Source organism: Clostridioides sp. ZZV14-6150 (assembly GCF_020657875.1).
In the GTDB taxonomy this organism is placed as follows: Bacteria; Bacillota; Clostridia; order Peptostreptococcales; family Peptostreptococcaceae; genus Clostridioides.
Window position 1 is genome coordinate 67,587 of record NZ_JAGWDA010000010.1, and the last position, 15,498, is coordinate 83,084.

Below are 15,498 nucleotides of genomic sequence, written 5' to 3' on the forward strand. Positions count from 1 at the left end.
GTACAAGGTATTAATAGAATACATATATAAAATAAAAAATAGATTAAAAATAGATTAATAAAAGGAGATTTGATGATATGAAAAACGAGATAGTAGTTATTGCTCCTTCTAAGTTATTTTCAGATACTGTATATGAAGTGCTTGAAGAACTACATATAAAAATTCCATCATACATTGCTACAGGTAAAGAAACTATAGAACTAGCAGATAACCTAATTAACTTAGGCACTAAAGTAATAATTACTCGTGGGCAAAATGTTGATTTATTGCGTAAGCATGTTTCAATTCCTATAGTAGATATTGGATATAAATATGAAGACATATTTTATTCGTACAAAAAAGCACTTAAATATTCCTCAAAAATAGGATTTATAGGTTTAGAATTATCATATAAAACGGCTAAGCGATTCAAAGAAATCTCCAATTTTGACTTAGAAATACCCAAGTTAAATTCTCTTTATGAGTTTGAAGATACAATAAAAGAATTAATTGATAATGGTACTGAAATTTTCATAGGTGGAAAAACAACAAAAGAAATCACCTCTAAATACAATAAGCCCTGTATAGAGACTGAAGTTGAAAAGTCTTCTATTCATGCATCTATTAATGAAGCAATTCATCTATATAACATAGGAATTGAAAAGAGAATAAATAACTCTATTACAGAAGAAATTCTAGAATGTACCCATAGTGGTATAATTGCAATTGATAAAAATCACTCACCACTTTTTATAAATAATCAAGCAAAAAGGCTACTATTTAACCAAGTTGATAAATTTATAAAAGATTATTTAACTTCTGGTGATATTTCGGATTCATTGAAAAATGGGCATTCTTTATGTAACAATATAATTAATTTTAAAGGGTCTTCTCTCACATTTGATTGTTTTCCAATTATAATTGATAGTTTGCATTTTGGATGTGTTGCAACCATACAAGATATCGAAAATATTCAATCAACAGAAAAAGAAATAAGAGAGAGTTTAATTTCAAAATCTCATTGTGCAAAAAGCAATTTTAACGATATATTAGGTTCAAGTGATGCATTAATGCACTCAGTAAATATGGCTAAGAAATTTGCTAAATCTGATTCTACAATAATAATAACTGGCGAATCTGGCACTGGAAAAGAAATATTTGCTCAAAGTATACATAATTATAGCAATAGATTTAATGGACCTTTTGTGGCTATAAACTGTGCAGCTATACCTGAAAATATACTTGAAAGTGAACTATTCGGATATGTAAAGGGAGCTTTTACAGGTGCTAGAAATGAAGGGAAAGCAGGTGTCTTTGAATTGGCACATAATGGGACTATATTTTTAGACGAAATTGGAGAAATTTCTAAAGATGTCCAAGTCAAACTGCTTCGAGTATTGCAGGAGAGGGAAGTTACTAGAATAGGTGATACTAAAGTTGTACCTATTAATGTAAGAGTTATAACAGCTACCAATAAAAACTTAGTGGAGCAGATTGATAATAATAATTTTAGAGAAGATTTATTTTACAGACTTTGTGTGTTGAAGCTAGATTTACCTCCTCTTAGAGAGCGAAAAGAAGATATCGAACAACTGACATATGCTATTATATCTCATTATAACAAACCAGTGTCAATATCTGATTCTGCACTTAAAATTTTAAGTAGATATGACTTTCCTGGTAATATAAGACAATTAAAAAATATAGTAGAAAGACTAGTAGTTATGTGTGATGATAATTTTATAGATGAGTACTTAGTTTCTGAAATTTTAACTTCTGAGCCACATTTTCGAAAGGATATAAATTCAACATCCACAATAGATTATTCTCCTACTTTGGCAGATAATAAAATTGTAGATTATGAAAAAAAATTAATTCTTGAAACATTAGAGAAAAATAATGGAGTAAAATCTGTTACTGCAAGTCAGCTAGGTATCAGTACTACTACTCTTTGGCGTAAACTTAAAAAGTATCAACTTTCAAATTAAATATATGATAAATAAAATATTTATTAAATAAAATGTTTGTTGAATAAAATCTTCATTAAATAAAATGTTCATTGAATAAAATGTTCATTGAATAAAATAAAAAATGGGGCTGTCTCAAAATAGAGATAAGCTTCTTTTTCATTGTTGAAATGATGAAAATATAATTGATTTCATACAAAAAAGAGTGCCTCATGAACTAAAAAGTTCATTTTGAGACACATCCATTTTTATTTTAATATTTATATGTATAAATATTTTATAGACATAGAGTAGAAGTCATCTATTACTAAACTCTGTAAACATCATCTATAATTTGTACACCTTTTTTTTCTAATGTTTCTTTTACCCATTCTCTATTTGCAGTTCCTTCAGAAGCTTTTACTACTTTAGCATGGTCTTGTTGAGCATTTGCTTCTGCTTTATCAATAAGGTCTGCTGCATCATTTTTAGGGATTACGATTACACCATCTTGGTCTCCTAATATTATATCTCCTGGATTAACAGCAATTCCTCCTATAGATATAGGTACATTCACTTCTCCAGGACCTTCTTTATATGGACCACCTGGAGTAGTTCCTGTAGCATATATTGGACAACTAGACTTTGATATAACATCAATATCTCTTATTGGACCATCTATTACAATTCCTGCTACCTTTTTGAAATCTGCAAGATATTTGTACATGATTTCTCCCATGATAGCTTGTGTTCTATCTCCATTATTAGATAGTATTATTATATCTCCTTCTTGAGCTATATTAAGAGCTTGATGAAGCATTAAATTATCTCCTGGTCTTGATTTTACTGTTAATGCAACTCCACACATTCTGTTTTTTGGTGAAGACATTAACTTTATTTCTGAACTTAATGCACTTGACCTACACATACAGTCTCCTACATTAGCTGCTGGTAATACACTAAATCTTTTTACAAGTTCTTTATCTGGTAAATCTCTTTTTAAATATACTCTATTTCCTATTGTCATTTTAAGTTCCTCCTAATAAGTGTTTGTTGTTTACTAATCATTGTATATAGTTGCATTGTCCCAATCTATTGATTTTACTGGCCAAGTAGGATTTTTACCTTCAAACACCTCATTAATTCCAATTGCAGAGTGTAAAGAGGCTCTATTAGTAGCTTCTTTAGTTGCTGCTCCTATATGAGGCGATACCACAACATTATCTAAATATAATATAGGGTTTTTAGAATCTACTGGTTCTTGTTGTAATACATCCAAGCCAGCACCTGCTATAATATTATCTCTACATGCTTCATATAAAGCTTGTTCATCTACAACACTTCCTCTTGCTGCATTTATAAAAAATGCTGTTTCCTTCATCATACTAAACTGTTCTTTTCCTATAAAATGTTTAGTGACAGAAGTTGTTGGACAGTGAACAGAAACAAAATCACTTTCTTTATATATTTTGCTTATATCTCTAGTTACTTCTACACCTTGTGGGAAGTCTTTAGATGATTTATATGGGTCATATGCAACCACTTTCATATTGAATCCATCCATACACATCTTAGCAACTCTTGAACCTATGTTTCCACATCCAATAATTCCTACAGTTTTTCCATCAAGCTCACATTTAGGAGTTCTTAATTTAGCTTTATAATAGTCATCTATAAAACTTTTTCTTACTCTTGTATAATTTCTAGAGCAATATAACATATACATTAGTGTTACCTCTGCAACAGAAGTACTATTTGCTACTGGACAATACAATACTTGAACACCAAATTCTTTTGCAGCCTCCAAATCTACAGTATCAAATCCTGCACCATGACGTACTATTACTTTTAAGTTATCAGCAGCTTCAAATACCTCTCTCGTTATTTTAGATAACCTAACTATAATTGCATCAATACCTTTTATATCATTTATTATATCTTTAGTCTCCATGCCTGAACCAGTTATTAGTTCATGTCCTCTACTTTCTAAGTAATCTCTTCCTTCTTGCATTATTTCTTGTGGTAATAATATTTTCCAACCCATTTTTTTCCTCCTAATTAATTTTCATATATGTAATCTGGGGCACAATATACTATAAATCCATTTTTAATTGTCATTTCTGTTTTTAATAATTTATCTGCCTCGAATTTACTACCTTTCCAATCTGTATAAGTTTGTTTAACATCCATAATGTCAAATATTGCTACATCTGCATTTGAACCCTCTGATAAACATCCTATTTGATTTTCCATTTTCATAAGTTTAGCTGGATTTTGTGTTGTCATTTTTACAACATCATATAGACTTATTCCCATACACATGTATCTAGACATAAGATTTGGTAGAGAGAATATAGGTCTTCTAAACATGCTTTCTAACACCAAATCTGTACTACAAATATCAGCTATAAATCCTTGTTCTTTTGCTTTTAGCATGACTTCAAAATCACCATGTTTTCTACCTTCTCCTGTGTCAAATATGATTCCTCTTTCTCTTGCTTTCTTTACACATTCATATAAATTGCCATTTGAGTCGAGGATAGTGTTTTGAACACCTTGATATACATGTTCAAATATGTCTCCTGGTCTTAATATATTTAATACTTCCTCTGTAGGAACTGGTAAATTTGTACAATGTACCTCAACAGGGCATCCTATTTTTTCAGCTATTTTAATAGTTTCTTTTAATGGCTCTATTCCTAGACCTTCTACTAAATTTTCACTTAATCTTATTTTTAGACCTAATATATTGTCTTTATTTTCATTGTATATTCGTTCTATTTTTTCATGATTAAAATACCTTGGGTCAATGCATTCATGATAGCTAGTAGTTACTAATCCTGCTGAACAAACTTGCAAGAAACTTTTTATATTTACTTTACTTCTAGCCACAATTGAAGACTTAAAGAGTTGGTAGTTTGCTACCCCTGCTGAACAATCAATTGCACTAGTAACACCAGTTGGAAGATAGGTGCTATCTGGATATATACCAATTTCAGTTCCATCTGCAAACATATGAGCATGTGCATCAATCAACCCTGGAAAAACAAATTTACCTCTTGCATCTATTGTGTGTTTTGCATTATCGCCATGTTTATATTCAGTTATTTTTCCATTGTATATAGCAATTGTTTTATTCCCATTTACATTATTTTTAGGGTCTACTACATGTCCATTTACAATAAGTAAATCTAGCATAATTATTCATCTCCAGTATATAAATTTAATGTGTACTTACCATAATCCAATTACTTTCCAGTAAGGTAAGCCTATTACTAAGAATATTGCTAATGCAACCATTACCATGATAGTACCTACTTTCCAGAAATCTTTTTGAGATACATATCCTGATGCAAAGGCTATAAGACCAGCTCCATTTCCATAATGAGTCAATAAAGCTCCATAACTTGCAAAGAATGCTAGTAATAATGTAACTACCATCGGATTTGCTTTAGTAGATAAAACTATTGCAAATAGTACAGGATAAAAAGATGCTACAAATGCACTATTTGATACAAAGAAGTATCTAACTGCCAAACTCACTAACAATAGTACTATTGTAACTAATAATCCATTTACATCTGATAGATTAAGTACTGTACCTAATTTATCAGCCAGCCAATTGTAAAAACCTGCATCAGCTAACGAACCAGCAATACCATAAAAGGCACCATACCATATAAATACATTCCATGCTCCTTTAGCTCCAATAACATCGTCCCAATCTAAAATACCTGCTATAAGAACCAATGCTAAGAACACAAATCCTACTACTTGCATATTTAAGTTTACAAAAGGTATTTTTTCACCAAACATCCATCCAAGAATTGCAAGAATAAAGAATACAACTAGTATCTTTTCATGTTTTGTAATAGCACCTAATGAATCTAAATCTTTTCTTATCTGTGGCTTAATATCTGTTAAGTGAGTTAAACCTGGCTTATATATTTTATAGACTATAAGTGGTGCTACTAGTAAGAATAAACCTGCTGGTACAACTGATGCCATAAACCAAGTTCCCCAAGTTAAGTTAACACCTAACATACTTGCTGCCAAAGAAACTGTTATCGCATTAGTTGCCATACCTGTCAAAAATAATGCTGCTGTACCTTGAGAGACTACATATGTTAATACTGTTAAATATGCACCCAATTTTTTAGGCTCATCATCAGGCTTAGAACCTGCACCTTCTGCGATATTTCTAAATATAGGATATATAATAGTTGTTCTAGAGGCATTTGACCCTGTAGCAGGACTAAGTATTAAATCACTTATCATCATTAAGTATCCAAGTCCTAGAGTAGAATCTCCTGCTCTTAGTAAAAGGTTGTATGCCATACGTTTTCCTAGTCCTGTCTTTACAAATGCTGTACAGACAATAGTTACAACAACTAAAAACCAAGTCATTTTATCCGAATATCCATGAAGTAGTATTGACTCATCCATAAACATAAGGGCTACACCTACAATGATTAAGGTAATTATTGGCTCTTTAAATGGTTTAATAACAAGACCTGCTAGTAAACCTAGATATAAAGCAACAATATCCCAAGTTTCTTTCTTTAATCCTTGTGGTGCAGGTAAGCTCCATACAATTATTGGTATAGCTGCAACAAGTAAGAATTTCATCAACTGTTTTTTATTCATTTTCTTCTCCTTATTTAATTTTAGATTTATGTTAAATTATAAAAGCACAAAATATGCCAACTTTTTAGATTAATAATATTTTATTTGTTTTTTTATGTGATTTATTGTAATTTAACTGTTAATCAAATTGATTTAATACAATTTTATGAAAATATTTTTTGTAATTTAATAAAATAATATTATATTTCTTTATATTACATTTCAAATAGAAATATAAGATTTCAATTTGAAATGTAATGTTTTATATTGAAATGTAGTGTTTGAATTGTTAATGCAACAATGAAAAATATATATTCTCATATTCTTGATGAAATAGATAAAAAAGTTTCAGGTAAAATCGCAGGTAAGTTACACTAATCATAAGAGTAAGCTTTTCAAAAAAATTCAAATTTATTTCATATTAGTAATAGAAGTAAAACTAAGCTATTTTATTAGCAAATAAAAATTCAAACTAAATTTATCCGTATTTATAAAAACAGAAGGTAATTATATGAAAAATAAAATTAAATTAATGAAGAATTGATATAATAAAAAAGAGGTGCTTACATTATGAATAAAAGTAGAAATTTTAAAGAAGAAATTGAAGAAAGAGCTAAAAAGGAAGAAGCTAGAAGAAAAGACTCTGGATTTATAATAATGCTAAAGAAGAATGGTTTTAAATTAGAGGATACATTAACCAAATTTAAATATTCTACATTAACTGAGAATGAAATAAAAGAAGTTTATTAGAATAATAAATAAAAAGTGTTAGATAAATAGTCAATGTTTTTTATTTATTATATTAAATAGGAACATTAGATGTATTTAAATAAAAAAATGAATCTAATAAAATATTAAGCTATAATGTATGATATTCAATTTTTGTATAAAAAGGGAGATGATTTAAATTTTTATTTTGAGTCATCCCCTTATAATGTTAAAGAACGAAGTCTATCTTTATCCAACACTTTTATACCACCACGAGATAGAGATACAAGACCTTCACTAGCAAAATATTTCAACATTCTCGACACAACTTCTCTCGCACTTCCCATATACTTAGCAATTTGTTCATGAGTCATATTTACAGTAGTATTACTTTGCTTAGTTATTTCATCAACTAAAAAAGATGCCAAACGCTTATCAAAACTCATAAAAAGGATTTGTTGCATTGCCCACATAACATCAGAAAAACGTTCAGTGGCTAGTTTATACGAGAACAATTCTGCATGAATATTTTCTGTAGATAATTTTGAGAAAACAGAAGAACTAATTTGTATAATATCACAATCTGTCTCAGCATCTACATAGACATCAAAAGTTATTGTATTTAGAATACATGATGCTGATAATATACATACATCACCACTATCAAGACGGAAAAGTGTCACCTCACGCCCTTCATCTGAAAGTATGTATGTGCGTATTGTTCCAGACTTTATAATCAAAACACCAACACAATCACTATCACCACTATGAATTGAGTTTCCTTTTTCAAAGTGGGATATATTGGCTGAAGAGATTAATAAGCTTTTTTGAGAGTCAGTGAGTTTATCCCAAAAAGATAAACCTTGTGTAAGTATATCAATATCGTTTTGTGAAAGCATATAATGTCTCCCTTCCTAAAATAATTATAATCCCATGATACAAGTGAATAGATAAAATAACAAGTAGTTTGAGAAAAAGGATTATTTAACCACATATTAATAGTATGATTTGTGTGAAAAATATATGTTAATATATATTATTGCCTGTTAGGAAGTAGGTTAATTCATATAAATAGATAAATTAATTTATAAGTGCTAATAGAGTTAATTAAGCCTACAAAATACATGAAATAATTTTGTATCTTTTCTGATAGTCGATTTGTATAAGTAATATACATGAAGCTTCTTTGATAGTCGATTTATATAACTGACACATACTTTAAATTCGATTTATTCTTTAGAAGAAATGGAATTTATTTTTAAAATATGAAGCTCTTTATGTAGTCTTATCGCCATAAAACCTGCAACTATGGCAGCTATAAAATCAGCTATTGGTTGTGCATATAAAATACCATTTAATCCCCAAAATATAGGAATAATCAAGATTATAGGAATAAAACATATCCCTTGTCTACACATGCCTAAAAATCCACCTTCCTTTGCTTTTCCTAGTGAAAGGAATAATGTAGAATACACTGTATAAAAACCAAATAACATAAATGAAAATCCATTTGCCCTAAGAGCCTTACTACCATTTTCAATCAATAACACGTCACCACTTGTAAATTGTGAAATTATAGCTGTTGGGAAAAACACCATTACAAGACCAAGTACTACACAAAATATAGTAGTCCATTCTATAGATGTTTTTATTGCTTTGTGTAATCTATCATAGTTCTTTGAACCAAAATTATAACCAGCAATTGGTTGGAATCCTTTTATAAACCCAAATACGATAAGACTACCTAAAGACATTATTCTTGTTACTGCACCCATTCCAGCTATTACAGAATCACCATATTTTGTAGCTTCCATATTAGTTAATGTAATAGCGAGACTAGTCAATAACTGAAATATTAAGGTAGGTACACCAATCTTTAATATTTCTGACATGATTTCATTTGAAAAACAACATTCTTTAATTCTAAAACTAAACATGCTTTTCTTGCTAAAAATGTATCCTATATAAACAAGTGTTGAAACCATCTGAGAAAGAGCAGTTGCAATTGAAGCGCCTTTTACACCCATTCCAAAAGTATAAATGAATATTGGGTCTAAAATCATATTAAGCAATGCACCTAATAACATAGCGCACATAGTTGTTTTAGCAGCTCCTTCACTTGTGACAATATTAGTCATAGTGACATTAAACACATTAAAAATAGATGATACGACATATATACTGGCATAAGACATTGCATAAGGCATAATACTTTTTGTAGCTCCTAATAATTTTAAAACAGGATTGAGAAGAATCATAATGACAATAATAAATAATATACCGACTATTATACTACTGTAAATAGCTGTACTAGCAACTTTACCTGCTTTTTCCTTATCTCCATGACCTAGGAGTCTGGCAATGTAGGAAGCTGCTCCATTTCCAAATAATAATCCTAATCCCACAATAATCTGACCTAGTGGAAATGCAACGGATATAGCACCCATTTGACTTGTTCCAAGGCCACCCACAAAGTATGCATCTACTAAATTGTACAATGCAGTTATCATCATACCTATCATAGTAGGTAATCCCATAGATAACAATGCTTTCGGTATTGGGGCAGACCCTAATAATTCAATTTTTTTGTTGCTTTCTTTCATGCTAAACACTCCCTTTCTATTGACATTAGCTCTAAAATATAATACTATAATTTATAGTAATACAGAAAATGCTACTATAATTTATAGTATTTGTCAATAGAGAGAAAACGAGAGGAGAATTTTTATGGCAACAATAGATTTAATTGTACTTGGGATAGTAAAGCAACAGCCTCAGAGTGCTTATGATATACAGAAAGTGGTGGAATATAGAAATATATCACGTTGGGTTAAAATCAGTACACCATCAATTTATAAGAAGGTAATTCAGTTAGAAGAAAAAGGTTATATTCAAAGTACAGTTGTAAGAGAGGGGAGAATGCCAGAAAAGGCAATTTACTCTTTAACAGAATTAGGTGAAAAGCATTTTTTAGATTTAATGTTTGATACAGCTTCAAAGCCAGTAAATATTTTTCTGGATTTCAATGCTGTAATAGTAAATTTATACAGTCTTACACCAGAAAAGCAAAAACTGTGCTTGAGTAGTATTGAAGAAAACATACAAGTATTAAAGTCGTATATTGAGGAAAATATAAATACAAAATCGAATGTACCAGAAACAGGGAAGGCTATTCTAGACCAGCAATTGGTCTTAACTCAAACGTTAGAAACATGGGTGAATTCCTTAAAGAATATTATAGATGCTGATAGTAAAAGAGGTTAATAATGATTAAAAGTATACCAGCAAAACAAATTTTACAGAAAGTTAAATTTGACAACTCAAGATGGTTTGGGATTGATTATAATATGAATCTCTACCGTGGTTGTCCTCATGGTTGTATTTATTGTGACAGTCGTAGCACAGTATACAACATAGAAAATTTTGACCAAGTGAGATATAAGGAAAATGTGATAGAAACTCTAAAAAAGGAGTTACATTCAAAGCGAAAAAAAGGAGTTGTCGGTATTGGAGCCATGTCTGATACATACAATCCTTTTGAAAAAGACCTTTGCATTACTCAACAAGCATTGAATTTAATTTCAGAAAATCATTTTGGAGTATCTATTGATACAAAAAGTAGTTTGGTAGTTAGAGATATACTAATTTTGAAAGAAATAACAAGAAATAATTCTGCCATTGTCAAAGTGACTATAACCACTGCAAATGACGAATTAGCAAAGAAAATAGAACCTAATGTGAGTCTAAGTTCTGAACGATTTGAAGCAGTAAAACAGCTTAATGATGCTGGAATATTTTGTGGGATATTATTGACACCTTTGATACCATTTTTGACTGACAATGAGAATGAGATAAGAGCAATTGTTGAAAAAGCACATAAGGCTAATGCAAAGTTTATCTATTGTATGTATGGAATGACAATGCGTAATGGTCAAAGAGAGTTTTTTTATAAGCATTTAAAGAATATATCGCAAAAACTAGTATTTCAGTATCAAAAGACATATGGACTAAATTATGTATGTCCTAGCTTGAATGGAAAGAGATGTGAACAAGTACTAAAAAAAGAATGTGGTCGTTATGGTATTTTGACAGAGATGAAAGACATTATAGAAGCCTATAAGAAATCAGATACATATACACAATTAAAGTTTTTTTAACCTATAAGTTGTAATTACTCTTGATTCTTCTAAAAATGTATTCTATTATCAATTTAGTATTAAAAACTAAAAAGGAGTAAATACAATAAAACCAGATAGTAATACTAGATAGTAATAATCATTCAGTGTTCTAATTGTATTATCATTTAGTTATGTGTATCAAAAACATAAAAGAAATATATGCTGAAAAGAGGAGATATATATGATAGAAATAAAAACGATAGATAAAAATAAAAAAGGTCATATTGACCTTTTGTTGGTGGCTGACCCATATGAGGTAATGATTGATAAGTATCTTGATGAAGGCACTATGTATGCTTTGTATGATAATGATGAACTCACTTGTATAGCAGTTGTAAATGAAATTTCTAAAGAAACATGTGAATTAAAAAATATTGCTACATATGAACATTTTCAAAATATGGGCTATGCATCAAAGGTGATAAATCATATTTTAGATGTTTATAGTGAAAAGTATCCATCAATGATTGTGGGTACAGCTGAAAGTGGAATCCCGTTTTATGAGAAATTTGGATTTGTTTATTCACATAAGGTTAAAAACTTTTTTATAGATAATTATCCAGAGCCAATTTTTGAAGGGGAATCTCAATGTGTGGATATGCTGTATTTAGAACATAAATCAAAAGCCTATTGTTAATCAAATGTTTGTACACTTAATAAAATCATATTTTGATAAATATTACTTCCAAAATAGAAAGGAAAGGATTTAGATTTCCATTGATGCTATAATACAAAAAGAGAAGCAAAAATTATTATAAAATCATGTTTTAGCAACAAATTACATGAGTGCAACTTGAAGTTGACAATGTGCATTTCTTAAAATATAGAATTTAACATAATAGTTTGATAATATTTGGATATCAAATCACAGGAGGTAATAATATATGAATTTTGGTGAAAAATTATTTAAGTTGAGAAAAGAAAAAGGGCTATCACAGGAAGCAATTGCAGAACAAATCGGAACAACAAGACAGGCGGTTAGTAAGTGGGAAAACAATCAAGGATTTCCTGAAACAGAAAAACTTTTACTACTATCTAATATCTTTGAAGTATCAATTGATTTTTTATTAAAAGATGAGAAATCAATAAAAGGAACAAATGAAAAGGGATATTATGTAAGCAAGGAAGTGGCAAGAGGTTATCTTATCAATGAGAAAAGAGAATGTAAATATTTGGGTTTATGTTTTTTGTTTTGGGCATTAGCAGGTATTCCTTATGTAATGCTTCCAACTCATACAAGTTGGCATATTTTAGGAATAGCAGTGTGTGTTGTTTTAGGTATTGGTGTTGTTATACTTGGGATGTTTACAGAACAAGAAGATTATGAAATCTTGAGAAAAGAGCCATTGTTATTTGATTATGAGTTTTTGAAAGAATTATCAAAGGAATATATTTCAATCAAGAAAAAATACAAGTTAGTTGCTATTCCAAGTACATTTTTGTTTGTGGTTGGTATTCTTATTATTGCGGTAACAGCTAGAGGGTACATTGAATGGACAGAATATCATTCACTTGTATTTTTGGGATTGGCAGTTGGTATTTTTGGTTTCGTACAATCTATTGGGATTATGGATGCATATGAGCTGTTGGTAAAAAACGAACAGTATTGTGACCGATTTATCTTTAAAGTAAAGAGACAATTAAAGAATAAAATTGATAGGTTCTAAAAATAAATTTTTAAAGGTAGGAACTAGTTAGGGCAAAATATTAATTGTGAAATTTACAGAGACAAGATAAAAGGTCACAGATAAAACAGAAAAATGCGTGATAAGTATGAGTAATTATTATGATACTTTATTTTATGATTGTTTTATAAAAGTTAGAAGAGAGAAAAAATATAAAAAGGTCAAATTGACTAAATAAATATAATATATATAGCATAACTTAAGAATAATATGAATAATGGAACTTAATCATAATATGTGTAATATAACTTAATCATAATACACATAGTATAAATTGAATATTAATATAAGTATAGAGAACTTAATATAGTTATATTAAATATTTAAAGTGAATGAATATCATTCATTGGCATAAAGAACTACCCGTGATATACTGTGAACAATATAAGAAAGGAGGAGTTTAGATATGACAGATATAAAAGAAAAATCAAGAAAAACATTTAATAATCAAGCGGATACCTATGACCAAGACATAAAGGGGCAACATGCAAGAAAGCTTTATCCAGTCTTACTTAAAACACTTTCAGATATTTCATATGATACTATTTTAGATTTAGGGTGTGGAACAGGAGCAGTATTACAAGCTATTTTAAATGAAGATTGTAGGAAAAAGGCTTATGGAATTGATATTTCTGAGAATATGCTAGATATAGCAAAAAATAAACTAAAAGAGAATGCTACCTTAGTTTTAGGAGATTCAGAGTATTTGCCATTTGAAAATGAATTTTTTGATGTTGTATATTGTAATGATTCTTTTCATCATTATCCTAAACCCGATAAGGTATTGTCAGAGGTATGTAGGGTATTAAAGCCAAAAGGAACCCTGATAATTTGTGACTGTTGGCAACCATTTTTATTTAGACATATAATGAATGTTTTCATAAAGTACAGCAAAGATGGAGATGTAAAAATGTACTCAGAAAAAGAAATATGTAAATTGTTATCTGTAGATTTTAGAAATATTACATGGAAGAAAGTGAATCATACTTCATATATTGTAACTGCTAAAAAATAGAAACTAATATAAAAAGACAAATAAAAATAAAGAAAAAGGCAGAAAAAGATAAAAATACAAAGCAAAAAAATAAAACTAAAAACATAAAGAGAAAGCGAAATATAAACATAAAAAATATTACATATAATACTCTATCCTGTTGTAAATTTTTAACTCAAAACTTCTTTAAATCTCAAGTATTTTTTTAAATTATCTATTGAATGAAATTCATTCAAAAAGGGACGTATATAGATACAAAACTAGATTTTATTACAGGGAAAACTGTGAAGATAGTATTTTCTTGACTTTATTCAGATATTTAAAAATCTGCTTCAAAGAAATAACAAAGTTGTTTTGTCCAATTTGATTTGATACTATTAGCTTGCAAACCAATCAGATTTGATAGAAAATAAAATTATAATTACATTATGCACGATATTTTTTATTGGCTAAGTGATTGAAATAATAACTAAAAAGGTAATAGTAGCTTATCTAAGGAGGAAAATATTATGGTAGATTCTAATCAAATGACTTTTCAGGAAGTAGCTAATACTCTTAAAGAATTGGGTATTCATGGCATTACAGATGAAGCAATTAAACATCTTGAAGATACTTGGAACATCATGCCATCAGAGGTATTAGATTCAATGAATAAAACAGCCATGCTTTTAACCATTCTTGGCAGGGGTTCTTACGATTACAATACTGGGATATGGATACCTAAATCTTCTCAAGTATACAGTTTTGATGTAGAAGGACATGATATGTATACCATATTTTTGCAAGGAATTTTATCTATTAATAACAATGAATTTGAAATCACACAAATTGTAGAAGACACAAGCCAAGTAGATTTCAATCAAGGAACTGGCATGCAGACAATAAGTTTTTACTACAATAGTAATCCGTATATGTGTGAAGTAGAAGTTAATTATGACTGGTTTAATGAAAAAATGCTATATTTTATGAATGAAGTTTTTGAAAAAGAAAAAAATATCAAACAGTTATTTTTCATGGGAGATGGTTATCAGGAGTGTATTGTTTTTTACTGTACAGAAGAATGGGCTCAGCTTTTTAATAAGAAAACGGGTTGCACATTGTATAATAAAGAATAATATCAATCGTATTTGCTTTAAATATTTATATAATATATCTAATAATCAATCATGAGTAATAAGATTTTTAGTAGGAATAATCTTATTGTAATATATTATAAATAAGCTCTAATATAAAATGTTACTGATAGAGTGTTTTATTTGTGATTCTTAAAAATCATGGATAACATGCTCTATTTTATTTTAAAAAATACAAGTTTGGACAATAATAAATATAAGAGAAAAATAAAGCTAATTTTAACCAATAAAACCTCCAATTACACTTTA

14 protein-coding genes are annotated in these 15,498 nt (G+C 29.1%); 8 read left to right on the forward strand and 6 right to left on the reverse strand.

Annotated features, from left to right (window positions below; genetic code table 11):
• Positions 1–77: 77 nt before the first annotated feature.
• Positions 78–1,967: a sigma 54-interacting transcriptional regulator gene (locus tag KGF41_RS12845; RefSeq protein ID WP_227839182.1), complete on the forward strand. Its 1,890-nt coding sequence runs from the start codon at positions 78–80 to the stop codon at positions 1,965–1,967.
• 286 nt (positions 1,968–2,253) lie between these two features.
• On the opposite strand, the gene KGF41_RS12850 is transcribed toward KGF41_RS12845, so the two are convergent.
• From KGF41_RS12850 to KGF41_RS12865, 4 genes are read right to left on the reverse strand one after another with little or no spacing between them, the layout of a single operon-like run.
• Positions 2,254–2,952 carry an RraA family protein gene (locus KGF41_RS12850; RefSeq protein WP_227828751.1) on the reverse strand — a complete coding sequence of 233 codons (699 nt, stop codon included), beginning with the start codon at positions 2,950–2,952 and terminating at the stop codon, positions 2,254–2,256.
• 33 nt (positions 2,953–2,985) lie between these two features.
• Positions 2,986–3,969, reverse strand: a complete 984-nt coding sequence (locus tag KGF41_RS12855) for a hydroxyacid dehydrogenase (protein ID WP_227828750.1) — start codon at positions 3,967–3,969, stop codon at positions 2,986–2,988.
• Positions 3,970–3,983: 14 nt separating this feature from the next.
• A complete protein-coding gene (locus KGF41_RS12860; protein ID WP_227839185.1) occupies positions 3,984–5,123 on the reverse strand; it encodes an amidohydrolase family protein in 1,140 nt (379 codons plus the stop codon).
• Positions 5,124–5,159: 36 nt separating this feature from the next.
• Positions 5,160–6,572, reverse strand: coding sequence for a DASS family sodium-coupled anion symporter (locus tag KGF41_RS12865; RefSeq protein WP_227828748.1), 1,413 nt, complete (start codon positions 6,570–6,572; stop codon positions 5,160–5,162).
• Positions 6,573–7,121: 549 nt separating this feature from the next.
• Here KGF41_RS12865 and KGF41_RS12870 point away from each other — a divergent pair.
• Positions 7,122–7,301 carry a hypothetical protein gene (locus KGF41_RS12870; protein ID WP_227839187.1) on the forward strand — a complete coding sequence of 60 codons (180 nt, stop codon included), beginning with the start codon at positions 7,122–7,124 and terminating at the stop codon, positions 7,299–7,301.
• A 179-nt stretch (positions 7,302–7,480) separates the two neighbouring features.
• Here KGF41_RS12870 and KGF41_RS12875 read toward each other — a convergent pair whose 3' ends face one another.
• Positions 7,481–8,158, reverse strand: a complete 678-nt coding sequence (locus KGF41_RS12875; RefSeq protein ID WP_227839188.1) for a Crp/Fnr family transcriptional regulator — start codon at positions 8,156–8,158, stop codon at positions 7,481–7,483.
• A gap of 330 nt (positions 8,159–8,488) precedes the next feature.
• Complete coding sequence (locus KGF41_RS12880; protein ID WP_227842720.1) at positions 8,489–9,862, reverse strand: MATE family efflux transporter; 1,374 nt, start codon at positions 9,860–9,862, stop codon at positions 8,489–8,491.
• A 124-nt stretch (positions 9,863–9,986) separates the two neighbouring features.
• Between KGF41_RS12880 and KGF41_RS12885 the strand changes: the two genes are divergently transcribed.
• The 6 genes from KGF41_RS12885 to KGF41_RS12910 all read left to right on the forward strand — a co-directional run bounded on the left by KGF41_RS12885 (position 9,987) and on the right by KGF41_RS12910 (position 15,231).
• The gene (locus KGF41_RS12885) at positions 9,987–10,523 is read left to right on the forward strand and encodes a PadR family transcriptional regulator (protein WP_227828744.1); all 537 of its coding nucleotides are present in this window, start codon (positions 9,987–9,989) and stop codon (positions 10,521–10,523) included.
• A gap of 2 nt (positions 10,524–10,525) precedes the next feature.
• Complete coding sequence (locus KGF41_RS12890; protein WP_227828743.1) at positions 10,526–11,416, forward strand: SPL family radical SAM protein; 891 nt, start codon at positions 10,526–10,528, stop codon at positions 11,414–11,416.
• 202 nt (positions 11,417–11,618) lie between these two features.
• A complete protein-coding gene (locus KGF41_RS12895) occupies positions 11,619–12,074 on the forward strand; it encodes a GNAT family N-acetyltransferase (RefSeq protein WP_227828742.1) in 456 nt (151 codons plus the stop codon).
• 247 nt (positions 12,075–12,321) lie between these two features.
• Complete coding sequence (locus tag KGF41_RS12900; protein ID WP_227842718.1) at positions 12,322–13,104, forward strand: helix-turn-helix domain-containing protein; 783 nt, start codon at positions 12,322–12,324, stop codon at positions 13,102–13,104.
• Positions 13,105–13,528: 424 nt separating this feature from the next.
• Positions 13,529–14,137 (forward strand): class I SAM-dependent methyltransferase, encoded by a 609-nt coding sequence (locus KGF41_RS12905; RefSeq protein ID WP_227828740.1) that lies wholly within the window; start codon positions 13,529–13,531, stop codon positions 14,135–14,137.
• 488 nt (positions 14,138–14,625) lie between these two features.
• On the forward strand, positions 14,626–15,231 hold the full coding sequence (locus KGF41_RS12910; RefSeq protein WP_227828739.1) for a hypothetical protein: 606 nt from the start codon (positions 14,626–14,628) through the stop codon (positions 15,229–15,231).
• Positions 15,232–15,498 lie beyond the last annotated feature (267 nt).

Excerpts from the sequence above, each read along its gene's own strand:
- KGF41_RS12880 (WP_227842720.1), bottom strand. The coding sequence starts at position 9,862 with ATGAAAGAAAGCAACAAAAAAATTGAATTATTAGGGTCTGCCCCAATA.
- KGF41_RS12890 (WP_227828743.1), top strand. The coding sequence starts at position 10,526 with ATGATTAAAAGTATACCAGCAAAACAAATTTTACAGAAAGTTAAATTT.
- KGF41_RS12860 (WP_227839185.1), bottom strand. The coding sequence starts at position 5,123 with ATGCTAGATTTACTTATTGTAAATGGACATGTAGTAGACCCTAAAAAT.
- KGF41_RS12865 (WP_227828748.1), bottom strand. The coding sequence starts at position 6,572 with ATGAATAAAAAACAGTTGATGAAATTCTTACTTGTTGCAGCTATACCA.
- KGF41_RS12870 (WP_227839187.1), top strand. The coding sequence starts at position 7,122 with ATGAATAAAAGTAGAAATTTTAAAGAAGAAATTGAAGAAAGAGCTAAA.
- KGF41_RS12875 (WP_227839188.1), bottom strand. The coding sequence starts at position 8,158 with ATGCTTTCACAAAACGATATTGATATACTTACACAAGGTTTATCTTTT.
- KGF41_RS12855 (WP_227828750.1), bottom strand. The coding sequence starts at position 3,969 with ATGGGTTGGAAAATATTATTACCACAAGAAATAATGCAAGAAGGAAGA.
- KGF41_RS12885 (WP_227828744.1), top strand. The coding sequence starts at position 9,987 with ATGGCAACAATAGATTTAATTGTACTTGGGATAGTAAAGCAACAGCCT.
- KGF41_RS12850 (WP_227828751.1), bottom strand. The coding sequence starts at position 2,952 with ATGACAATAGGAAATAGAGTATATTTAAAAAGAGATTTACCAGATAAA.
- KGF41_RS12845 (WP_227839182.1), top strand. The coding sequence starts at position 78 with ATGAAAAACGAGATAGTAGTTATTGCTCCTTCTAAGTTATTTTCAGAT.
- KGF41_RS12910 (WP_227828739.1), top strand. The coding sequence starts at position 14,626 with ATGGTAGATTCTAATCAAATGACTTTTCAGGAAGTAGCTAATACTCTT.
- KGF41_RS12895 (WP_227828742.1), top strand. The coding sequence starts at position 11,619 with ATGATAGAAATAAAAACGATAGATAAAAATAAAAAAGGTCATATTGAC.
- KGF41_RS12900 (WP_227842718.1), top strand. The coding sequence starts at position 12,322 with ATGAATTTTGGTGAAAAATTATTTAAGTTGAGAAAAGAAAAAGGGCTA.
- KGF41_RS12905 (WP_227828740.1), top strand. The coding sequence starts at position 13,529 with ATGACAGATATAAAAGAAAAATCAAGAAAAACATTTAATAATCAAGCG.